16 protein-coding genes are annotated in these 23,586 nt (G+C 57.2%); 10 read left to right on the top strand and 6 right to left on the bottom strand.

Annotated elements, in window-relative coordinates; genetic code table 11:
- Positions 1-54 precede the first annotated feature (54 nt).
- From moaC to IPM61_02525, 3 genes are all read right to left on the bottom strand, one after another.
- Positions 55-564, bottom strand: a complete 510-nt coding sequence (gene moaC, locus IPM61_02535; protein ID MBK8910183.1) for a cyclic pyranopterin monophosphate synthase MoaC — start codon at positions 562-564, stop codon at positions 55-57.
- A 119-nt stretch (positions 565-683) separates the two neighbouring features.
- On the bottom strand, positions 684-1,775 hold the full coding sequence (locus IPM61_02530) for a transketolase family protein (protein ID MBK8910182.1): 1,092 nt from the start codon (positions 1,773-1,775) through the stop codon (positions 684-686).
- 45 nt (positions 1,776-1,820) lie between these two features.
- Entirely contained in the window at positions 1,821-2,660 is an 840-nt protein-coding gene (locus IPM61_02525) for a transketolase (protein MBK8910181.1), read from the bottom strand.
- Positions 2,661-2,990: 330 nt separating this feature from the next.
- On the opposite strand from IPM61_02525, the gene IPM61_02520 reads away from it, so the two are divergent.
- The 5 genes from IPM61_02520 to topA all read left to right on the top strand — a co-directional run bounded on the left by IPM61_02520 (position 2,991) and on the right by topA (position 11,049).
- Positions 2,991-4,511: a tetratricopeptide repeat protein gene (locus IPM61_02520; protein ID MBK8910180.1), complete on the top strand. Its 1,521-nt coding sequence runs from the start codon at positions 2,991-2,993 to the stop codon at positions 4,509-4,511.
- A gap of 87 nt (positions 4,512-4,598) precedes the next feature.
- A complete protein-coding gene (locus IPM61_02515; GenBank protein MBK8910179.1) occupies positions 4,599-4,919 on the top strand; it encodes a DUF3467 domain-containing protein in 321 nt (106 codons plus the stop codon).
- A 179-nt stretch (positions 4,920-5,098) separates the two neighbouring features.
- The gene (locus tag IPM61_02510; protein MBK8910178.1) at positions 5,099-7,393 is read left to right on the top strand and encodes a DUF1957 domain-containing protein; all 2,295 of its coding nucleotides are present in this window, start codon (positions 5,099-5,101) and stop codon (positions 7,391-7,393) included.
- Between the two features lie 113 nt (positions 7,394-7,506).
- Complete coding sequence (locus tag IPM61_02505) at positions 7,507-8,286, top strand: hypothetical protein (GenBank protein ID MBK8910177.1); 780 nt, start codon at positions 7,507-7,509, stop codon at positions 8,284-8,286.
- A gap of 195 nt (positions 8,287-8,481) precedes the next feature.
- Positions 8,482-11,049, top strand: coding sequence for a type I DNA topoisomerase (topA, locus tag IPM61_02500; protein MBK8910176.1), 2,568 nt, complete (start codon positions 8,482-8,484; stop codon positions 11,047-11,049).
- A 106-nt stretch (positions 11,050-11,155) separates the two neighbouring features.
- Here the strand turns inward: topA and IPM61_02495 are convergent, their stop codons facing one another.
- On the bottom strand, positions 11,156-14,410 hold the full coding sequence (locus IPM61_02495; protein MBK8910175.1) for a PD40 domain-containing protein: 3,255 nt from the start codon (positions 14,408-14,410) through the stop codon (positions 11,156-11,158).
- A gap of 261 nt (positions 14,411-14,671) precedes the next feature.
- Between IPM61_02495 and IPM61_02490 the strand changes: the two genes are divergently transcribed.
- The 5 genes from IPM61_02490 (at position 14,672) to IPM61_02470 (ending at position 20,888) form a co-directional block, all read left to right on the top strand.
- On the top strand, positions 14,672-15,229 hold the full coding sequence (locus tag IPM61_02490; protein MBK8910174.1) for an RNA polymerase sigma factor: 558 nt from the start codon (positions 14,672-14,674) through the stop codon (positions 15,227-15,229).
- 3 nt (positions 15,230-15,232) lie between these two features.
- Entirely contained in the window at positions 15,233-15,853 is a 621-nt protein-coding gene (locus IPM61_02485) for a hypothetical protein (protein MBK8910173.1), read from the top strand.
- A gap of 292 nt (positions 15,854-16,145) precedes the next feature.
- Positions 16,146-17,819, top strand: coding sequence for an energy-dependent translational throttle protein EttA (gene ettA / locus IPM61_02480; GenBank protein ID MBK8910172.1), 1,674 nt, complete (start codon positions 16,146-16,148; stop codon positions 17,817-17,819).
- Complete coding sequence (locus tag IPM61_02475) at positions 17,812-19,386, top strand: glycosyltransferase family 39 protein (GenBank protein ID MBK8910171.1); 1,575 nt, start codon at positions 17,812-17,814, stop codon at positions 19,384-19,386. Before ettA ends, IPM61_02475 begins: the two co-directional genes overlap by 8 nt.
- 143 nt (positions 19,387-19,529) lie before the next feature.
- Entirely contained in the window at positions 19,530-20,888 is a 1,359-nt protein-coding gene (locus tag IPM61_02470) for a hypothetical protein (GenBank protein ID MBK8910170.1), read from the top strand.
- A 79-nt stretch (positions 20,889-20,967) separates the two neighbouring features.
- Here IPM61_02470 and IPM61_02465 read toward each other — a convergent pair whose 3' ends face one another.
- Positions 20,968-21,255 (bottom strand): hypothetical protein, encoded by a 288-nt coding sequence (locus IPM61_02465; GenBank protein MBK8910169.1) that lies wholly within the window; start codon positions 21,253-21,255, stop codon positions 20,968-20,970.
- Positions 21,255-23,393, bottom strand: coding sequence for a hypothetical protein (locus IPM61_02460; protein ID MBK8910168.1), 2,139 nt, complete (start codon positions 23,391-23,393; stop codon positions 21,255-21,257). The genes IPM61_02465 and IPM61_02460 overlap by 1 nt, the downstream gene beginning before the upstream one ends.
- Between the last annotated feature and the right edge of the window lie 193 nt (positions 23,394-23,586).

The following is a 23,586-nucleotide window of genomic DNA, read 5'->3' as shown; positions in this document are numbered from 1 at the left end:
GAGGTCGGGGCGGCTACCATTGCGGAGGTGACTGTCCCGACGGAAGTGAGGTGGCTATCCGTTTGGAGATGCTGGGGTGATGTTTTGCGCGCTCCACTCTCCCGACGCTCCGCCACGTTTTTCCAGCAGGCGTATTCCTTCAATCGTGATCCCTTTGTCCAGGGCTTTGCACATGTCGTAGATGGTCAGCGCGGCGATGGTGGCGGCGGTCAGGGCCTCCATCTCAACGCCGGTTTGCGATGCTACTTTCGCCAGCGCCTCAATCCTGATGGTGTTGGTTGCTTCCACCAGTTGGCACTCGACGGAGACTTTGGAAAGGGGAAGGGGGTGGCACAGTGGGATAAGGTCCGCAGTCCGTTTTGCCGCCATGATGCCCGCCACCCGAGCAACGCCCAGCGCGTCCCCCTTTTTCAGATTCCCCGCCTTCAGCGCGGCAAACGCTTCGGGGCTAAGGCTGACGGTGGCTTCGGCGCGGGCCTCGCGCTGGGTGATTTCTTTTGCCGAGACATCCACCATCTGGGCGGTCCCATCTTCGTTCAGATGCGTGAGTTGCTGATTGGGCATGGCCGGACCTCTATCGTGCGGGATTGAATGAACCGTTGGCTGATGAAAAAAAATGGGCTGGGGAAGGATAGCCCCCCAGCCCACTGGAAATCGTGTGTGATACTCTTGATGAGTAGCCGCTATTCTTCCACTGTTTGCTCGGCAGCTTGGCGGTCGGCCTCGATCAATTCTTCAATCGGGAAGACCACGCCAGGTTTGGGGTAGTTTGCGGGGTGTTCCCCTTCCATCCCAACTTCGGTCATCCGTTGGAACCCGTTCCACTGGCCGCTGCGGCGCATCAGCACTTTCTTGACGGAGTTGTAGATGTCGCTGCTGGTAAGGCCAAAGGCTTTCATCAGCTCGGTTGGTGTTCCGGACCCGCCGAACGTGTCGGTAACGCCCACGAACTCCATTGGCACCGGGTGGTTTTTCACAACCGCTTGGGCCACTGCCGATCCGAACCCGCCGATAATCTGGGCCTCCTCGGCAGTGACAATCGCCCCGCACTCGCGCGCGGCTTGGGCGATAATCTCTTCATCCAGCGGCTTGATGGTGTGGATGTTAATCACTCGCGCTTCAATCCCTTCTTTTGCCAGCTCCTGGGCAGCAACCAATCCTTCCCACACCATTGGTCCGCAGGCGATAATGGCAACGTCGTTCCCCTGGCGGAACACCTCACCTTTCCCAAGCCGGAAGGGGGTTTCCTCGGTGGTGAACATCGGCGTGGATTCGCGACCAAAGCGGATGTAGGCCGGGCCAACCATTTCGCCGATAGCGATGGTGGCTTTTTTGGCTTCAAGGTAGTCGCACGGGACCACCAACGTCATGTGGGGAAGGGAGTGAAGGAAGGCGATATCTTCCAGCACCTGGTGGGTTGCGCCGTCGGGTCCAACGGAGATGCCGCTGTGGCCGCCGCCGATTTTTACGTTGGCTTCGTTGTAGCAAACGGAGATGCGAAGCTGGTCCGCATTCCGCAGCGCGCAGAACGCGCCGTAGCTGGCAAAGAACGGAACCTTCCCGCTAAGGGCCAAGCCCGCGGCCACCGTGGTTGCGTTTTGTTCGGCGATACCCATCGAGAAGAAGCGATCGGGGAATTTTTCTTTGAAGAGGCTGGTAAGAACCGAGCCGGTGATGTCGCCACCCAGGACGACGATCCGTTCGTCGCGTTCCCCCAACTCCGCAAGCCCTTCCCCAAATCCAAATCGTGTTGCTTTCGAGCCGTACGTGGTCATTGTATCTAAAGCGTTATTGATTCTGTTGTTGATTCTTGGTCCTTTCTATGCCAGCTCTTCCAAGGCTACTTTCGCTTGGTCTTCGCTTGGGGGTTTGCCGTGCCATTCAAACTTATCCTGCATGAAGCTGACACCGTTGCCCATGTAGGTGCGGGCAATGATGCAGGTTGGTTTCCCTTTGATGGTTTTGGCTTCGTCGAATGCGGCAAGAAGTTCGGCAGTGTTGTTGCCGTCGCACTCAATCACGTGGAAGTTGAACGACTCAAATTTCTCCCGAAGCGGATAGATATTCATCACGTCGGGGACGCGGCCATCAATCTGGCAGTCGTTGTTGTCAACGATCATGCAGAAGTTGTCCAGCTGATAGTGCGCTGCGGACATCACCGCTTCCCAGATGGAGCCTTCTTGCAGCTCGCCATCGCCGGTAAGGGCGTACACGCGGGCATTGTTGCGGTCCACAAGTTTATCGGACATTGCCATCCCAACGGCAATCGAGAGGCCTTGCCCCAGCGATCCCGTGCTGCTTTCGATTCCGGGAAGGTGCATGTCGCGCCCGGGGTGCCCCTGCAGCCGGCTGCCAAATTTGCGGAGCGTCAGCAGCTCGCTTTTTGGGAAGAACCCAGCGTTTGCAAGCGTGGCGTACAGCACCGGGCACATATGGCCAGCCGAAAGGATAAAGCGGTCCCGCCCGGGTTTTGCGGGGTTTTGCGGGTCGTGGTTCATCACGCCGCCCATGTACAGGACGGCAAAAATATCGGCCGAGCCAAGCGGGCCGCCGGAGTGGCCGGATTTCGCCACCACAAGCGATCGGATGATGTCGCGGCGAATCTCGCGGGCAATCTCGGCTAACTTCTCTGGCGAGTGACGTTCGTTGGAATATGGCATGGGAACAGCGGTATGGAAAAACGGTCGTGTGAAGTTCAGACTAACGGCTGGAATCGGTTCCGGCGGCGGGGCATCGGAACCCCGGGCAGCCGCCAACTGATTGCTCTGCAAAGCTAAACAAACTTCCCACCGTCGCCAGCCGTTGGCTTTGGCCGCCTACACTTTGAGATACTGTAATATGGAAGAACCTTGCTCCGGCGCGGGCAAATGGTTAGGTTTGGCGGCCAAATTGTGGGCTGCCCCTGCGCTATTGTTGCCAAGCAGGTTGGAATAGTCAACAATTTGATTCCCAGCAACTGATTCCCAGCAACTGATAAACCGATCTGTGGTATGAACCTTTCCCGTTCCCTGCTGCTGCTGTGTGCCGCAACGCTCTATCTGGCGTTCAGCGGCTTCGAGTGCGCCTCTAGCGAAGTGACGACTGCACGGGTGGCACTGAAATCCAAAGACTACAAGAAGGCGGAAGAAGCCTTGACGAAAGAGGTTGCCGCCCGCCCAGGAAATACCGAAGCGTGGTTGCTTCTTGGCGACATCTACAACGACCAAAGCCGCTGGGTGGAGATGGACGAAGCCTACGCCAAAGCGGAGGCGACTCCATCGGCATCCATCAGCGATGGCCAGCGGCAGGACATCGCCGCACGCCGCTTTAATGGCTGGCTGAACAAATTCAACGCGGCCTTGCGGGACTACAACAACAACAGCTACTCCCAAGCCTTGAAGGAGTTGGATTCGGCAGAGATGCTTCGGAAAAATTACCCGGAGAACACCTTCCTTCGCGCCCAGGTCTATCTTGGCTTGAAGGATGAGGCGATGACCACAAAAACCTACCAGCAGTATGCCGAAGTTGCTGGCCGCGACGTTACCCCGGGCTTGGAAATGGGCCTGGCCTTGGGGCTGAACCGAAGCCAGCTTGAAGCCCGCGCCGGCAAGCCCGATGCCGCGCAAGTGGTGGATTCCGTGGGCGGGTTCGCGTTCTACAAAGCGAAAAATCTCTACGTCTATTTTGGGCCAGCGGAAAAGCCTGGCGAAGCCTCGGTGGTGGAAGGCTGGAAGTTCTACAGCACCAGCGACAAAACGCCGGAGATTATCCGCCAGCAGCTTGGCAACACCATCCGTTCATCCCCCTGGTACTCGCTTGGGGTGCAGGCCTACAACGCCGCCGAAAGCGATCCCAAGAAGTTCGACGAGGCGTTGAAGTACCTGCGCACCGTTGAGCAGCTTGACGCAAGCCGCGACGACATCGGGGAGATTGTTGCCGAAATTTATGTGGCCACCAAGCGGACCGATGAAGCGATGAAAGCCCTGGACGAGCAGATCCGCCGCGACCCCAAGAACCCGCGCCCGTACATCAATTACGGCAACCTGTATAACGAGCAAAAGCAGTACGACAAAGCCATTGAGCAGTTCGGCAAGGTTCTGACGTTGGGTTTGCCAAGCGACGACAAGGCCCTGCAGACCGCGCTGTTCAACTTGGGTGCGGTGTACAAAAACTTGGGTGCACGGAAGCAGGAAGAAATCCGCGAGGCATCGAAAGGGAAGCCCACCGCCGACCAAATCGAGCAGTACCGGAAGCCGCTTCGCGAATCCAAAAAATACTTTGAGCAGTTGAAGGCAATCCCCGCACGCCGTGGCGATTACCAGCTGTTAGGGGAGCTTGCCAACCTGTACGACGTGCTTGGCGAGACCGACAACCTGAAAAACGCAGTCCGCGAAATGGAAGCCGTGGAGAACGTTGGCGACAACGCCCGCACCGCCGATTACTGGCGCAGGTTAAGCCGCCTGTATGCCATTATCGGCGACGGCAAAAAAGCGGAAGCTGCCGACAAAAAGGCAAGCGAACTGGGTGGATAAGGATAGGAGGCAAGGACCGTTTTTGCCTAACGACTCAGCAGGTGATACCAGAGCGTGCAACACTTTCCCAATAACCAATAATCAACAATGGACAACAACAACGATCAATCACAAGGCCAGCAAATCAACATCGAGTTAGGGGAGAAAGAGGCCGAAGGCATCTACTCCAACCTGGCGATTATCAGCCACTCGCCGGCCGAGTTTGTGATGGACTTCACCCGTATCCTGCCGGGCGTTCCCCGCGCTCGCGTTCATGCACGCATCGTGATGACACCGCAGCACGCGCGCCTGTTCCTGAACGCACTGATGGACAACATCAACAAGTACGAAGCGCAGTACGGCGAAATCCAACTGAACAACGCCGGACCAAACTTCACCTTCCCCGATACTGGCGAGACCTTCCACTAAGCATCGGCACGAAGAAGGGGAACCACCCCGGGCCACAGCAACCAACGAACCTGTGGACTGAGCGGGGATGACACAAAAAAAGTGCACGGCGAGCACTTGCTACTTTGGGCAGTGCCCGCCGTGCGCTTCTTACCGCTTCGATATTTTCCTGCTCCTATTCACACAAAACGTCAACCCTTGTGGACGGCTCGTTTGTTCTCATTCTGCACACGCATCTTCCCTACGTCCTGCGGCACAGCAAATGGCCGCATGGCACCGATTGGTTATCGGAAGCGGCGGCGGAATGCTACATCCCAATCTTGAACGAGTGCTGGAATTTGGTAAGCGAAGGAATCTCGCCAACCATCACCATCTCACTCTCCCCAGTGGTGGTGGAGCAATTGGCGGACCCCGAGTTCCCGGAAATCCTGAACGAGTACTTCGACGAAAAAATCAAGGCGGCCTACGCCGATTATGAGTACTTCCTGGAACGCCCCGAGGAGAGCGGATACCTTGAGCTTTCGCAGTTCTGGCTTGGTTGGTACATGGCGCGCAAAATGGATTTCAACCTGCGGTACGGGCGCGACCTTGTGGCGGCGTTCCGCCAGCTGCTGGAGAAGGAAGCCATTGCAATCCAGACCTGCGGCGTAACCCATGGCTATCTGCCGCTGCTAAGCCGTGAGGAGAGTGTGAACGCGCAGGTGGCACTTGCCGCCCAGGTTCACGAACGCCATTTTGGGCAACGCCCGCGTGGCATTTGGATGCCGGAATGCGCCTACCGCCCAAGCTACCTTTGGACCCCGCCCGTCTTCAGCCCCGATGCCAAGCCGATCCAGCGTGATGGAATCGAACAGACCCTTGCCCGGCATGGGTTGGAATACACCGTGGTGGATAGCCACCTGACCCGCGCCGGAATCCCGCTGGACCGTTTCCTTAACCAGTTCGGCCACGAGTGGGAGCTAAGCCGCGACGGCAGCCGCTATCTGGACCTGCAGGACTCCCGCGCCGTGCACGACTTGTACCGAATCTGCTCGGCTGGCGATGATGAAGCCGGAACCGCAGTGGTCTTCACCCGCGACGCAGAAACCACGTTGCAGGTCTGGAGCGGGGCGTTTGGCTACCCGGGCGACCCTGAGTATTTGGAGTTCCACAAGAAGCATCATAACAATGGAATGCGCTACTGGCGCGTTACCGACTCGCGCGCGGACCTTGGCGACAAGCAGCGGTATCGCCCCGATTACGTTGGCGCACGCATCCGCGCCCAGGCGGACCATTTTGTGCGGGTTGTGGAAGAACGGATGCGCCGCTACCGCAACGCCACCGGGCGCGAGGGGACCCTTTCGGCTCCGTTCGATACCGAGCTGTTTGGCCATTGGTGGTTCGAGGGGCCACGGTTTTTGGGGGAGGTGATCCGCCGCCTTTCCAACAACCCAAACGTCCGGTTGCGCACCGCGCCACAGGAGTTGGACGCAAAAACACCAGGCGTTGTGATCCAGATTCCCGAGGGATCGTGGGGAGAAGGGGGGCATCATAAAGTGTGGCTGAACGAGGAAACACAATGGACCTGGCCACTGCTGTACGAGATTGAAGCAAGGCTTGTGGAGCTTATCAGCACCCACGACAAGGAGCAGTTGCTGGAAGAGCGCGTGCTGAAACAGCTTGCCCGCGAACTGCTGTTGCAGCAATCTTCCGATTGGCAATTCCTTATCTCGACCGAGTCGGCCAAGGACTACGCCACGCGGCGATTCCAGGGGCATTATGAGAACGCGCAATTCTTAATTGAGTTCATCGAGCAGCTGCGCCAGGGCTTGCCGATGACCTTCGAGCAGTTCCAGCAACTGCTTCGACTTGAAGCCCAGGATCGTATTTTCGACGACATTGACCTTTCGCTGTGGGAGCGGATGTCGTCGCTGGAGCCGGATGGCGACGGCGAAGAGAACGAAATTTTTGGCCCGGAAGAAAATGCCGTCAGCCAAGCAGGGCTAACGTCCGCAGCAAAGCCAGAGCCTGCCACGGCGCGCGTGCTTCCTGCCGTTCCGCAATCCGAGGAATCGCAGAAGGTGGAGGTCCCGCTTAGCTACCGGATTGCCCGCTCCGCCGGAACAATAGAGCAACCCCCGGCCAACGAGTCAATCGCCGAAATTGCTCCGCAAGAAATGGCAGAGCCAAGCCGCAGCGCAATCGTCCGCCCAGAGGCTCAGCTGCCTGAACACGAAGAGAACGCAGAGGCCGAATCGGAAACGGAAGCGGTGGAAGTTCAGCCCGAAGATGCCAGCCCCGGAGCAACCGAACCCGAAGCAACCGAAAAGGGGAAAGCGAAGGCCGCCCGGGCCCCCCGGGCCAGCACGCCAACCCCGGCCGCCTTGCCAGCCGAGAGCGCGCCCACAATTAGCGAGCTGTTTACCGAGCTGGAGCAGGTGATTGAGGAAGATGAGCAATCCGCCGAAGCACTCCGCAAAGCCGCAGCAACTTCAAAAAGGGAAGAGATAGAGTGAGGAGAAAACGCAGGGGGATGAGGAGGGAATAGGATTGGTGATTGATGCAGAAACGGGAGCCCATGTTCCTTCAATCTGCATATCCAACACGGGGCACACAACCAAAGGATACTATGCTTCGCTCCATTGTTGCAGCGGCTTGGCTTGCGGCATTCTTGTGCGGCTGCACGGCAATCAACACGTTGGAGCTGCAGAACGCCGAGACGCTGGGGTCCGGCAAAACAGCTGGGGGATATGGAGTTGGATTCGGCCCCGACGTGCCGAACCTCTATCGCGACTCCAGCTGGACGATGACCAACGCGCTTTCGATTCCCTACCTAATCGGAAGGGCCGATGTGGCAGTAACCAACACCACCGATGCCAGCGTTTCGGCCTGGACCGTGGCAACTCCATATCTACTATTTGGGCTTGCTGCGGGATATTTCGAGACGGTTGATGTTGGGGTGGCGGTTGGCATAAAACAGATGCTGTTTGGGCGCGAGGGCAATCATAAAATGGCGGTTCAGCTTGGCGGAATCGGCTACGGTGCGCGATGGGTGTTCAACGAGCATTTCTTTTTTGATTCCACCAGCATTGCTGGGATATATGGCAGCTACGGGCTGAGCGGAGGGATTGGCTACACCTGGGCCTTCGATTCCAGCAGTTTCTACTGCGGCGTTAAAAGCACATGGCTCTATTCGGATGAAACGTTCGTCACCGCCCGCGACTACGAAACCGTGGTGAAGCAGGTTTATGATGATCGCGTTTTCTGGACCCCGTACATCGGCTGGACCCTTGACCGCAACAACCGCCGAATCGCCCTTGAGCTAAGCGGGGTTATCGGGGGAAATCCCTCAACCAACCAGATAGAAGGAATGGTGTTTGCAGGCATTGGGGTGAGGTTTGTGGAGTAATGGCAGCGATGGAAAGTAGATGGAAAGCAGATGGGAAATGGTTCGCGCCCCCCGCACGAAACAAGAAGAGCAGAGAGGGAGGGAAGCGCAGAGGTCCAGCACCGTTCTGCGGATTGGCAATGGCATACTAACGGGAAACCTTTTCAATAAAAAAAACAGTTCGCCTGGCGACTGGATATACTGACGAATACACACATGAAGCTTGTTATCGTAGAATCTCCGACCAAGGCAAAAACCATCAAAACATTCCTTCCGCCGGAATACCAGGTGGAGGCTTCGATGGGGAGCGTGCGGGACCTTCCGGCAAAAGCTGCCGACATTCCTGCGGCCTTGAAGAAAGCAAAGTGGGCACGCATTGGCGTTGATGTGGAGGAAGATTTTTCCCCCCTCTACATCATCCCTGCCCAAAAACAAGAGGTGATAAAACGGCTGAAGGCCGCATTGAAGGAAGCCGATGAGTTGATTGTCGCAACCGACGAGGACCGCGAGGGGGAATCTATCGGCTGGCATCTTCTGGAGATTCTGAAACCGAAGGTCCCGGTGCGGCGGATGGTGTTCCATGAGATCACCGAGGAAGCAATCAAGGAAGCGCTGCAGAACACCCGCACCGTTGACGACCGTTTGGTCCGCGCCCAAGAAACCCGCCGCATCCTTGACCGCTTGTACGGCTACACCCTTTCCCCGCTCCTCTGGAAAAAAATCGCACGTGGGCTTTCCGCAGGGCGGGTGCAATCGGTGGCGGTGCGGTTGCTGGTGAATCGTGAGCTTGAGCGCCGCCGGTTCCACAGCGGAACGTACTGGGATCTGAAGGCAACCCTTGCGGCTTCCGGTGGTGAGTTCGAGGCAATCATGGTGGCACTTGGCGGGCAGCGGCTGGCAATCGGAAAAGACTTCGACCCCGACACCGGCCACATCGCCGCAGGGCGTGATGTCCTTCTGCTTGGCGAGGCGGAGTCGCGCCAGCTTCAGCAGCGGTTGCTGAATGCCGCGTGGCGCGTTGGCGATGTGGAAGAAAAAGTGGAGGTCCGCGCCCCCGCGCCCCCGTTCACCACTTCCACCATGCAGCAGGAGGCAAACCGGAAGTTGGGGCTTAGTGCCCAGGATACCATGCGTTGCGCGCAGCGGCTGTACGAGCGCGGTTTCATCACCTACATGCGTACCGATTCGGTGCATTTGTCGGAGTCGGCAATCCACGCAATTCGCGAGGCGGTGCAAGGGAAGTACGGGGCCGAGTACCTGAGCGGAAGCCCGCGCCAATTCACCACCAAAAGCAAGGCTGCGCAGGAAGCTCACGAAGCAATCCGCCCGGCCGGAACCCACATGCCAACGTCGCCAGACCTTGGTTTGGAGGGGGTTGAGGCGGCACTCTACGACCTGATCTGGATGCGGGCAATGGCCACCCAAATGGCCGAGGCGCGCATCCGTTTCACCAGCGTCGCGGTGCAGGCTGCCGACGCAACATTCCGAGCAATGGGGAAGCGGGTGGAGTTCCCCGGATTCTTCCGCGCCTACGTGGAAGGGAGCGACGACCCCGAGGCAACCCTTGAGGACCGCGACACACCGCTTCCGCAGCTTGCCAGCGGCATCCCCCTGGAGTGCCGTGACCTTCAGCCGATTGGCCACGAGACCAAGCCGCCGGCACGCTACACCGAAGCCGCATTGGTTCAATCCCTTGAGCGCGAAGGAATCGGACGCCCCAGCACCTACGCCAGCATCATCAACACAATTCAGGATCGCGGCTACGCCCGCAAAGCTGGATCGCAGCTGGTCCCCACGTTTACGGCGATTGCTGTCACATCGCTGCTGGAGCAATACTTCCCGCGCCTTGTGGACCTTGGGTTCACCGCCCAGATGGAGCAGACCCTGGACGACATCGCCAGCGGCGATGCGGAGTGGTTGCCATATCTCAAAAACTTCTATGGCGGGACCGAGGGGTTGGAGGAGCAAGTGAAAAAACAGGAGGAGAAGATTGACCCACGCGAAGCCTGCACCATCCAGTTCGACGACCTTGATGCCGATGTCCGCGTGGGGCGGTTTGGGGCGTATCTGGAGAAGCCGGCGGAGAACGGCGATGACCCGTTGCGGGTCTCGCTGCCCGACACCATCGGCCCCGCGGATCTAACCGTCGAACAAGCGGAATTGATTGTGCGCCGCAAACTTTCCGGCGCGGAAGAATTTGGCCGCCACCCGGTGACGAACCTTCCGATTTATGTGAAGACCGGCCCGTACGGGGCCTACGTCCAGTTGGGGGAGGACGATGCCCCCAAAGTTGTGCGGACCACCTTGCCGAAAGGGGTCACGCCGGAGAGCATCACGCTGGAGCAAGCGATTGGGTTGGTGGAGCTTCCCCGCACGCTGGGCTATCACCCCGAAAGCGACGAGGCGGTGAAAGTGGGGATTGGGCGATTCGGGCCGTTCGTGACGCACGCCGGGGAGTTTGCTTCGCTGAAATCCACCGACGACGTGTTGTCCATTCAGCTGCCGCGCGCGTTGGAGTTGTTGGAGTTGAAAAAGCTGGGGCAAGGGAAGCGGGGCATCCTCAGAATTATCGGAAACCACCCGTTGGATGGTGCGCCGGTGGAGGCGTACGTTGGCCGCTACGGGCCATATCTGAAGCATGGCGAGGTCAACGCGCCGGTTCCCAAAAATCGCCCGGTTGAAGAGCTAACAATCGAGGAAGCCGTGGCACTGATTGAAGAACGCCGCGCCAACCCGCCGGAGAAAAAACCGAAACGGGGAAGAGGGAAGAAAGTGAGCAGCTAATGGCAGAACGTGCGAGAGGGAGAGATTCTATCTCAGCATCCAGCTCTGCATCAACAAAAAAAAACCGCCGCACAATTCTGTTTGTGCGGCGGTTTCGTTTTCTGGCTTAGGAAGAGACCTTTCCGTTGATGTGCCGTTTGGGTAGCGGAGCGGGGGCCAGTGTTGGGCGGTCGCCGAACTCTGGCTGGTTGGTTGGATGTTCATCCAGCAATCGCAGCACCTCGGCAATGCCACGCTCAAGCTGCGTGTCGCGTCCGGCGGCGTGGTCTTGTGGGGTGATGTCAATTTCAATGTCGGGGTCGGTTCCGTAGTTCTCCACGCCCCACTGCACGTCGGTAAACCAGGTGCTGAACTCCGGCTGTGTTGTCACCGATCCATCCACCATTGGGTTGCGCGGCCAAATCCCTACAACCCCGCCCCAGGTTCGTTTGCCGATCAATGGCCCCAGTTTCATCAGCTTGAAGCAGTGGCTGAAGATGTCGCCATCGCTTCCGGCGTTTTCGTTGGTTAGGGCAACCATTGGCCCCCGAACGCTGTTGCTGGGATAAGGGCTTGGAAGCCCGTAGCGTGGCAGGCTGTAGCCAATGGTCTTGCGGGCTAACTTCTCCAAAATCAACTGCGAGACGTGGCCGCCGCCGTTGAACCGGACATCCACCACCAGTGCCTCGCGGGAGGATTCGGCAAGGAAGCCGCGGTGGAATTCGCTGTAGCCAAACGGCCCCATATCGGGAATGTGAACATAGCCCACGCGCCCGTTGGTTGCTGCGTGAACCTTCCGGCGGTTCTCGTTCACCCACTCGCGGTAACGGGCGCGGCCTTCGCTCATCATCGTCGTGATCTGGACGGTTTTTTCTTCGTCCAAGCTGCCGCTTCGGTAGGTGATGGTGACGTCGGTGTTGGCCATGTTCACCAAGTGGACTGCTGGACCGTGGTCCTTTGTTAGCCGCTTCCCGTTCATCGCCACGATTGCATCCCCTTCGGCAATGTTCACCCCCGCGCGATCCAACGGCGAGCCGAATCGGTCGCTCCAGCAATCGCCGCGAACCACGCGCTGGACCCGCCAGACCCCGGCCGATTCGTCCCACGCAAGGTCGGCCCCCAAGAACCCCTGGGCGTAGTGTGGCGATGGGCGATAATCGCCCCCCATCTCGTAGGCGTGCGATGTTCCCAACTCACCATGCAGTTCCCAGATGACATCGCTGAATTCCGAGCGTGTGCTGATCTTCTCCAGCAGCGGGAGGTAGAGGGTGTAGATGTTTGGCCAGTTCAGCCCCAGCAGGCCTTCGGTCCAGAAGTAGTCGCGTTGCAGCCGCCAGGCCTCGCGGTACATCTGCCGCCATTCTTCGCTGGGGGTGACGCTGACTTTGGGGCGGTTTAGGTCAATCCATTCGCTGTTGTCGCCGCTCTCCTTGCTGGGGTCGGGTCTGTTGTTGGTGGAGATCACCCGCAGGCGTTTTCCCGAGCGGTAGATCAGCGTGTCGGTCTCTGGAAGCAGCTCAATTTCACTGACGCCGCTGGCGTAGTTCTCGGTCTTCATCGTCTCGAAATCGTAGCAATCCAGCACTCCCGATGGGGCCGACTCGGCATAGATATTCCGGCTAAGGCTTCCCTGCGGTTGGTGGTTGACGAAGAAGACTTTCCCCTTTGCCCCTTTTACTTGCGAGTAACGCCCCTCCGGCACGGGGAAGGGAAGAATGCGCCGCGTGATCCCGTCAAAATCAATGGTGATCCCTTTGGCGGCTTCCTCCTCGGCTTGCTGGTGCTTGCCGGCCTCGCTGAACTTCTCCATCATATCCTTCATGGATTTTGGAGCCTTTGGCTGCTTGATGAAGGGGTTCGCGGTCTCCTTCTGCAAGGTCAGCAAGTACGGGCGCACGCCGCGTGGAAAGCTGAGGTCGAAGTGGAGGTTATCGTACACCGGGTCGTATTCGCGGTAGCTGAGGAAGTAGAGGTACTTCCCTTCGGGATCGAAGGAGGGGGCAACGTCCTGCAGCGTCGGCTCGGTCACCTGGTGTTTTTCGCCGGTGGTGATGTTGGCGATCATCAGGAAGCTGGTCTCGGTGTCGTCGGCATGGTTGAAGGCCAGCCATTGGCCATCGGGCGACCAAGCGATGGAGGTGTCGTGGAGCGTTGTGCTGCGGTCAATCACCTTCAGTTCGCGGCTTTGAAGGTCAACAAGAAGCACCTCGTTCCGGTTGTTGGTGATTGCCACGTGATCGTTGTTGGGGGAGGGAAGAAGCTCAATGGCATGGCCGATATCCAAATCCTCCAGGCGTTCCTCCGGCTGCTGGGAATTGCCATCAAGGATCACCAATCGTTCCTCGCCGCTGGCATCGCTGGTGGCCACCAATCGCTTGCCATCATGCAGGTATGCGGCCAGCCGATAGCGCACGCCATCTTCAATGCCGTAGTATTGGACCGCCCCGGCCTCGTTCCCCATTGTTACCGGCTTGCCACGGAGCACCAGCGCAACGGAGTGCCCTTTTGGATGGAGTGAATAATACTGCAAGTAATCGCCGCCATTGACAAACCGGCGCTGCCGTTGGGAGCGTGGGGAGTGATAGTCAATCTGGAGCTTGTTGCTTTGCTCGGTGGCGGGGTCGAACAGATACAGGTCGCCGCCGGCATGATAGACAATGCGCTGCCCGTCGGTGGAGGGGTTCCGGGCGAAGAAGTCATCATGGTCGGTGTGGCGTGTTAGGTCCTGGCCATCGGTGGTGCAGCTGTAGATATTGCCGTAGCCCTCGTGATCGCTCACGAAATAGATGCGATTGCCGATCCACATGGGGGAGGCGTAGTTGCTGCGAAGCGTCAGCAGTTTGTGGAACTCGCCGTTTCCGTTCGGGTCAATCCACAGTTCCCCTGCGGTTCCGCCGCGGTATCGTTTCCAGCGTGCGGGGTCGGTGGTGTTGCGGCCAATCACCATTCCGCCGTTTGGTCCAAATGCCACGTTGTGCGCAGGCCCCACCGGAAGCAACTGGAACTCACCGCCATTTGGCGAGATCGAGTAGGGGAGCATGGTGTGGGGAAATGGCTGGCCATGGTTGGTGACAAAGATGATCCGGCTGCTATCCGGGGTCCAAGCCACGGGGCGCGCAACCGAACCAAGCCACGTTAGCCGCTTGGCCTCGCCACCAACGGAAGGCATAACGTAGAGTTCGTAGGGGCCTTCGTCGCGGGCCATAAAGGCAATCCATTGTCCATCGGGCGAAAGGATTGGGCGGGCAACCTCGCTAACGCTGGTGGTAAGCCGCCGGGCGATTCCCCCCGATGCGGGGACCGACCAAAGGTCATCTTCGCTGATGAAGATCACCGTCTCATGGTGAATAGTAGGGTAGCGGTAATAACCGGATGAAGCCATTGTGGAACCTGTATCGTTAAGGAGTTTTGAGTTGTGATAGCACTGTGCCGCAGCAGCAGTACCGTTGCTGCCAATGTTGCCGCGCAAGATACGGTATCGGCGATATGCTTGGCGCGTGCCATACCTGTTGCACCGATGATTGTTTCACTTGAAAATTGCGAAAGTACGATGGGTGGCTGGTGCGTGCTTCGCTGCGCTGATTTCGTAACTTGCTGCAAAGCTAAGGAAACCTTCCAACCAACCTTGTGTTCTTGACCACACATGCATGAAGCCCCTCATACTGACGGGTTAAGCGATGAAGAACTGATGGAGCAATTCAAAGGCGGAAGTGAACAAGCCTTTGTCGCGCTCTATAAACGATATAACCGTCGCGTGTACGCGTATTGCCTGAAAATGCTTGGCCAGCGCGAAGCTGCCGAGGACATCTTCCAGGAGGTGTTTATTCGGGTAACCCGTAAGCGGGACCATTTCAAAAGCGGAAATTTTTCCGCATGGCTGTTCGCCATCGCTCGGAACCTTTGCCTTAACGCCATCCGGGATAATGTCCACCATGTCCCGATTGATGACGTGCACGAAAGTGCAATGGCGTTTCAGCCGGCGGAGGAATACGACCAAAGTGCCGAGATACTAAAGAAAGCCATCGAAAAATTGCCGAACGACCTTCGCGAAGCATTGGTGCTGCGGGTTTACAACGGCTTCAGTTACAACGAAATTTCAGAGATTACTAACACAAAATTAGCCACAGTAAAAGTGCGAATCTTCCGCGCAAAGCAACGACTCTATGATATTCTGGCTCCATACTTTCTTGATAAGGTATAAGACATGACAACACAGGAACTTTTTATCGGACATTTCGAGGGGGCACTCTCCCCCGAAGAATCGCTCCATTTGGAGACGATCCTCTCCGGCTCGGCAGAGCTTCGGGCGCAATTTGACCAGCATCAGCAGATTCATTCGATGATGGTTCGCGAAGCCGAGGAGACAAAGCCATCCGAGGCATTGGACGATGCAACCATTGGCGCAGCGCTGGGCCTGTTGGGGCAAACAATTGGTGGCACCAGCGTTGCCTTCTGGAGCGGAACAAAAATCGCCGCAACGATTGGCGCGGTGGTGGTTGGCGGCACGGTGACGTGGTTTGCCGTCACCAAAAATTCCGAACCTCAGCCGCCATCCCAGCCCCAGACCCCGGTGGCCACACAACCCGCTCCCGTAATCCAAACCGCTCCGCTACCACAAGTGCAGGAGCAAAAAGCCATGCCGGAAGCTGCCAAGCAGACCGGCAGCAGCAATAAGGCTTCAACAAAAACCTCCGATAAGCCCGCAGCACAAGCAAAATCTACTGAGCAGGCACAGCAGGAGAAAAAGTCAGGGATATCGTTTGATCGGCCCCCGGATGCTACGGTCAATCACGAACCAGAAATCAGAAATACAGATCAGAAATAAAGGTTCATGCTGTAGGGATGGTTACTGTAAACGGCTCTTATCAAAGGGCCGTTTTTTTTGCCCCAAGCCTTCCATCACCCCGCAAAACGCCATCCAGAAATGCCTGTGGCCTTCAAGCCCAGGACTTGCCGAACCGCACAGCACCTTACCGCAAGCCATGTTGCCCGTGCTTCGGCGTGCTGGCCATCGCAATTTCGCGGTCGCGAATGCCACAAACTTTAACCCGCCCCACCAACTCCGCTGCCGTAGTTTCGTCCCTTTCCACAACCAAACTATCTCAGAAATTTAGCCGATGAGCGATAACAAAATCATCTTCTCCATGATCGGAGTGGGGAAGGTTCATAAGCCGAACAAACAGGTTCTGAAGGACATCTATCTCTCCTTCTTTTACGGCGCGAAAATTGGCGTGCTTGGCTTGAACGGGGCCGGAAAAAGCACCCTGCTGCGGATCATCGCCGGGGTTGATAAAGATTATCTCGGGACCATCAACGCCCAGAAAGGAATCACCTTTGGATATCTATCCCAGGAACCGGAGCTGGACCCCACAAAAACCGTTCGAGAAATCGTCGAAGAAGGAGCGCAGGAGACCGTGGACCTGCTGAAACGGTACGAGGAAGTCAGTGCAAAATTTGCCGACCCCGATGCCGATTTTGACGTGCTGATGGAGGAGCAAGCCAAGCTGCAAGAACAGATCGAACAACGGAACGCGTGGGACCTTGACAGCAAGCTGGAAATGGCAATGGACGCGCTCCGCTGCCCCGAAGGCGACACCCCGGTTTCCGTCCTTTCCGGTGGCGAGCGCCGCCGCGTCGCGCTCTGCCGGTTGCTGCTTCAGGAGCCGGATGTTCTGCTGCTTGACGAGCCAACCAACCACCTTGATGCCGAGTCGGTGGCGTGGCTGGAGCAACACCTTTCGCAGTACAAAGGGACTATCATCGCCGTCACCCACGACCGCTATTTCTTGGACAACGTGGCCGGGTGGATTCTGGAGCTGGACCGCGGGCAAGGCATCCCGTTCGAGGGGAATTATTCTTCCTGGCTGGAACAGAAAAAACGCCGGTTGGAGGTGGAGGAAAAGCAGGAATCGAAACGGCAGAAAGCACTGGCCGAGGAGCTGGAGTGGGTCCGCACCAACCCGAAGGGCCGCCACGCAAAAAGCAAGGCACGCATTGCCGCCTACGAGAAATTGCTGAGCGAAGAGACCCAGAAACGGAACGAGGAATTGGAGATCGTGATCCCCCCCGGGCCGCGGCTTGGCGACATGGTGATTGATGCCACCGAGGTCTCCAAAGCCTTCGGCGATAAACTGCTGTACGAGAACCTCAGCTTCTCCCTTCCTCCCGGCGGGATCATTGGGGTGATTGGACCGAACGGAGCCGGCAAAACCACACTTTTCCGAATGATGACCGGGGAGATGGAGCCAGACAACGGCAGCTTCCGCGTTGGCGAAACGGTGCAGCTAACCTACGTGGACCAAAGCCGCCCGCTTGATCCCGATAAAACAATCTGGCAGGAAATTTCCGACGGCGAGGACCTGATCCGGCTTGGGAACCGCGACGTGAATTCACGGGCGTATGTCTCCTGGTTCAACTTCAGCGGAAGCGACCAGCAGAAGCTGGTGGGAAGCCTTAGCGGTGGCGAGCGCAACCGCGTGCATCTTGCAAAAGCGTTGCGGCAAGGGGGGAATGTTCTGCTGCTTGACGAGCCAACCAACGACCTTGACGTGAACACGCTGCGGGCACTTGAGGAGGCGTTGCAGAACTTTGGCGGATGCGCGGTGGTGATCTCCCACGATCGCTGGTTTTTGGATCGTGTGGCAACGCACATCTTGGCGTTTGAAGGGGAGAGCAGCGTCCGTTGGTTCGATGGAAATTATTCCCAGTATGAAGAGTTCCGCCGCAAGGAGCTTGGGATTGATGCCAGCCGCCCACACCGGATGAAATACAAGCGGCTGGTGCGTGAGTGAGCGCAAAGGGATAGCAATGATTGTCGGGATCGGGCTGCTGCTGCGGCTTGGGGTGGTGCTTGCCCCGTTCCACTGGCAGCTTCAGCACATTCTTCCTGACGATGCTTTCTACTATTTCACGATTGCTCGGAACATTGCCCACGGAAACGGCATAACGTTCGACGGCAGTTCGCCAACCAATGGCTTCCATCCGCTGTGGATGGGAGCCATTGTGCCGTTTTGGGGGGTGCTGCCGGATGGAGTTCTTCCAATCCGTGGGGTGCTTCTGTTGTGTGGGCTGCTGGACCTTGCCACCATCATCTTTTTCTACCGCTTGGGGGTGCTGCTTGGTTGGCGGCGTTCGCTGCGGTGGGGTGTTCCTGCGGTTCACGCTGTTTCCCCCTTTCTGATTGCTCACTTCGGCACGATGAACGGCTTGGAGACCAGCGCGACCGTGATGCTCCTTTCGTCCCTCCTCTATTTCTACGTTCGGCTGCTGCGCAGCAACAACCCAGGCGATTGGAAGTGGCTTGCCATCGCTATCGGCCTGGTCTTGCTGGCGCGTGTTGATTCCCTGTTCGTGATAGCTCCGTTGCTCCTCTATCTTTTTTGGAGCCTTCGCCCACGTTGGCGGCAAAGCTGTTGGGTGGCGATGATTCCAGCCGCGTTGCTTGCTCCGTGGATACTCTGGTCGCTGGCGACGTTTGGCACAATCCAGCAATCCAGCGGCCGAGCCTTGGAGTTTATGGCAGCGCAATTTTTATGGAGCGATTCGCCAAGCGTGTGGGAATGGTGCAGCCGGGTGGCCGATAACCTTACTGCTGTTCTGCGAACCATCCCCATTCCCTTTTTGGGAAAACCGCTCCTGCTGTTCTGTTGGGTGGCCGGCGCGGCAATGGTGGGTTGGTGGGTGCTCAGCATTCGCCGAAGCAAGCCGCAGAGCGATAGTGGCGGGGGAGCATTCAACAGCGTTCGGCTGGTGGCGGTGCTGGTTGCTGGTGTTCTGCTGTTTGTTGTTGCCCACACCATCTATGGTGGGGTGATGCGGTCATGGTATTGCACACTCCTGTATCCCTTCATCATTGTTGTTGTTGGAATTGTGTTCAACCACGTGCTGCATCGGCGAGCGTTGGGCCGCGCACGGGCGTGGCATCCGGCAATTCCTGCCATTGCTGTTGCTGGGTTGATAGGGTTGGGGTTCTGGAACGGTTGGAATCGTGAAGGAGGGGAGAACCTGAAATACCGGGGGGCAATAACGCTCCAGCAGCGTATCGAATCCATGCCCGCTCCGTTGCGGCCAACGGCAATCGGTGCTTGGAATGCTGGTGTTGTTGGATACTTCCTACCCGGGGTCTCCGTCCTAAATCTTGATGGAGTTCTTAGCCACCACGCCATTAATGCCGCCGCCGAAGAACGATTAGCGGAATATGCCCGTGCCAACAACATCACGCTGCTTATTGATGACCCCGAAACCTTTCGCGTCTGGAGCAGCCGTTGGCGCAAAGGATGCAACAACATCAGCAATGAACTGACCGATATTGACACCCTTGCCGAAAGCGGAAGGCTGTTGTTGATTGGGCATTGGTGAACCCCCACAGCCCTGCGCAAATCCGCCACATCTATTCCTACTGCAAGGGCTATTCGTGCTGGCAATAATTTCTCTTGCTCCATTGTGGGTGATGTTGTAATGTGGCGCTGCACCCGTTCACGTACTCACATCGGCGGTTTATTATGAAGCACAACTATTTTGAACGATTTCTCCTACTCTTCTGCGTGGTATGCTGCTCGCCAGCAGTAGTAGCACAACAAAAAGAATGGAAAATCCAAAGGGTGGTGGAGCGTGGAATATCATGCATTGCCTGTTTGGATGAACAGCGTTGCGTGATTGGTGGGCAAGAAATTCAATTTGATGACACCTTTATATTCCAAACAATGGATGGTGGAAAAACATGGAAAAAGGTGTACGCAGATACGGGGATGTATCCAAAGCGGGCATTGCAGCTATCCAGCCTTGCTTGGATTTCACCAGATGTGATAGTAGCCAGTGCCGACAGCAGCTACATTATTCGTTCGGTTGACGGAGGAAAAACATGGGCGAAAACTCGGGTATATGATGGCTTCGCTTATGCAAAACCGATGTATTTCTGCGATAGCCTTCACGGCGTATTGTTTGAGACGAAAGGCGTTCCGAATGAGGAGTTCAATCGTCCGATGGTGACATCGGATGGCGGAGCAACATGGCAATTAATACCTGGACCGAAAAACACAGGAGAATTAGAACAAACAATGATGCTTAGTGGTGCCTGCATTGCTCCCGGAAAATATATTGGGTTTGAAGTAAATTCCTCTGGGTTTGCAATAAATCGAACAACCGATTATGGAAAAACATGGGATCAAAAAACCAACCCTTTTTCGTTGCCAAATGGATTGCGATGGCATGGAGGATTTTTCTTCCTTGATAGCCTTAATGGGTGGTTTACTGCCCCTGGGGATTTTCAACCTGGTTATGGCTATCCGGTGATCGTTGCACGAACAAGCAATGGGGGTGAAAGTTGGACCGTTATGCTTCAGGACACCTTGCCAATGAAACTGTTCGGGTTCCAAACAATAACCTTTACCAATTTGCTGCGTGGCATTGGAACATCAGGCGGCCGAATATGCCGCACCACCGATGGCGGAGCTTCATGGAGTGTTGATAGCATTTTATTAGAGAAAGGTTCAAACACTCGTGTAGCAATGATGAAACAAGAACCACACGTAGTTGCTGGTGGTGGAGGATTGGTAGCCTATTTAGATGAAGTAAGCAGTGTGGAGCAAGCCTCCCCCGCAAGGGAAACCATGGGAGAGATTGTGGTGAAAAATGTGGGAGATTATGTGGAAGTAGAATTCACGAGTGAGAATCCCGAAGCAGTACACGCTTGGTGCGACGACCTGCAAGGGCGGCGAGTAATCACCGAGCGAACGGTGGAAGGGAGAGTAGGGAAGCAAAGTATCCAAATAGATATTCGTGGCCTTCCATCAGGAACCTATTTCATCACCGTGCAGCAGGGTGCGGGCCGACGAACGGCGGGGTTCCAGCTACCACGATAATGTGAGAACAAACGGTTGGGGGGAAACACTCCAACCGTTTGTTCTGGTGATACGGTGAAGGTGTTGTTTACGGTCGCCCTTACAGGGCTTGGATGGTGGGTTGATGGGGCAGTCCCAGGGCGTTGCCCTGGGCTTTGATGGTGCACCCCGTTGGGGTTTTTGTGGTGCGCGTGAGTGATGTTTTGGATGATGATGGTTTGATTTTTTGTGTGGTGTTTGGTTGTTGTTGCGGGATGGTTGGGGTGTAGATGTTTTGGCTTGCACGCCCCAACGGGGCATAATAACCCAGCCCAGGGCATCGCCCTGGGAACCTGGCATGGTTTGCCGGAATATTCGCCCTGAAGGGGCAATCGAATGGGGTGTTCATCAAAGGTGAATCGGAAGCACCAGCACCCCCTGGTGTGGGAATCGTTCGGTGGCGTGCCCGCCTTCGTAGAGTTCGCAGACAAAGCCAACGTGCTCAAGCATGGCCACGGTTCCGTTCAGGTGCTTCAGGGGAATGGCGACCTCGATAATCTCGGCAACGGCAGCGGTGATCCCGCCAACGGAAACACGCCCCGCTTCATCGGTCGGTGCCTCGATCCCAACATTCCCCTGCATGATATGGAGCGTCACCGCGTGCGCGCCGGAAAGTGCGATGCGGACCACCTGCCCCGGGGCAATCGCTGTGGCGGAGTCGTAGCGGAGGTAGAAGGTGGATTCATCACAGCCGTACCAAATTTTCCGTTCCAGCCCTGCGGCTTTGTGCATTGCCCCGCCAACCTCGGCAACGGTGAACCATCCGGCGCGCTCCCATTCGGCAATCGGGTTCCGCTTGCCATCCACCGTTGGGGTGATAAACCCCGTTGGCGGCTGTACTTTCGGGCGGCGGCTTGCGCGGCGGATCGGAATGGAAAGCGCGGGGGGAGCCGGCTGGCCGATCAACTGATACACCCGCGCCAGATGCGCACGGAACAACGTGTCGAAATCATCCTGGTTTGCCGCGCTGTTCTCATCGCCATACCACCAGAACCAGTCGGACCCTTCGCAGATGTAGATTGCCTCCATCGCCTCGTTGAAGGCTTCTTCGGTGATCGCGCCGCGTGCCTCCATCAGCTCGGTTCGCGCAGCAACCAGCAAGTCCCACGCCTGATTGTCCTCCTCGTGTCCAATCCAAATTTTGAAGTTGCTTCCAATCCAACTGCCGCTGTACACCCGCCCAATGGTCCGCTCCGGCGAATGATTCCGGCTGGCCAGCGCGCCGCCAATGGTCACGGTCTCAATCTCGTTCGATTCGCTAAGCAGCCGGTACAAAGATTCCAAAAATGGACGGCCGTTGGCCTCGTAATACTCCCAGCAATTTTCGCCATCAAGAATCACCGGGACCAGCGCGTCCTGCAATGCCGCCGCGCCCCGTTCTTGGATGATCCGGCTGCGAATTTCCACCAGCCGATGGTAGAAATCGGATGCCGCATCGCGCGGGTTCCAACCGCTGTACACAAAGCCGATGGCATCGCTGAGTTCGTGGTCGCGGAAAACCATCCAGAGGGGGCCGGAAGCGGTGCGAAGCAGCCACGGGAAATATTTATCAAGATTGCGGCGGCGTTCCCCTAACGTGTTGTGCAAGATTCCTTCGTCGGTTGCGACCCACGCAAACCCCGCGCTTCGCACAAGCTCCATTGCCGCATCGCTAACGCTCCCTTCGCTGGGCCAGGTCCCTGCGGGATCGGCACCGAAATGGAGGCGGAACAATTCCACCGCCCGCCGAAGGTGCGTCTGCGCATCCTCCCGAAGCTGGATTCGTTGCTCCGGCAGCGTGGCGTTTGGCATTGCCTCCAGCGCGGCGTGGCTGTCGCAAAGGATTGGGAGGATTGGATGGTAGAACGCGGTGACGGATAGCTCGATCTGCCCCTGCTCCATCATCGTCCGGTAGGTGGGGATCACCGATTGCACAATCTTCATGGTGGCATCCAGCAGCTTCTGCTTCTCTTCCTCGGTGAACCCACGCCCTTTTGCCAGCATCGCCGCGAACGGCTCCTTCCCGCGCGACATCTCCCCAACCCACGTAAGATTGTACCACACTTGAAGGTCGCGCCAGTCGGCAGGGGAGAAGGTTTGGGCGGCTTCGGCAAGCCCAGTAAGGTCGTCGCGGTGGCGCGCACCTTTGGCGAACAGCTCGGCAAAGCGGGGATAGGGGCGGATCATCCGCTCGGCATTGCAAAGGAAGAAGTTCCGCAGAATCTGCACTTTCTCTTCATCGCTCAGCGCGCTTGCCGGGCGGCGCGAAAGCTCCAGCAGATCGTCCACCGCGCCGTTGTTGACGTAATCCAGCAACTGGATCATCAGCGACGGAACCACGTTGATGGTCTGGCGGATATTTGGGAACTGGCTGGCAATCGCAGCTATGTCGAAGTAATCCTTGGTGGCATGAAGCCGCGCCCAGGGGAGCAAATACCGCTCGCCCAACTTGTAGTAAGGCTGATGCTGGTGCCAAAGAAACGCGACCTGAAGTGGCTGAGAGGACATAGCAGAGCTTGGTGATCGGTTGTTGGGAAATCAATCACATGGAAGATAATCGAAAATCCTCCTTGCCTCGTTACCAATGCGTGGGCCGTAGAGATTAGCTGGCCGGATGCCGGGCAAAAAATAAAGCAGGGGAGTGTAGATGCTCCCCTGCTGAATCTCTGCGTTCGGTGATTCCGGCGCGCTCACTTGGCCA

It is taken from the genome of Chlorobiota bacterium (assembly GCA_016710285.1).
Lineage (GTDB): Bacteria > Bacteroidota > Ignavibacteria > OLB7 > OLB7 > OLB7.
This window is presented reverse-complemented; position numbering and strand designations above follow the sequence as displayed.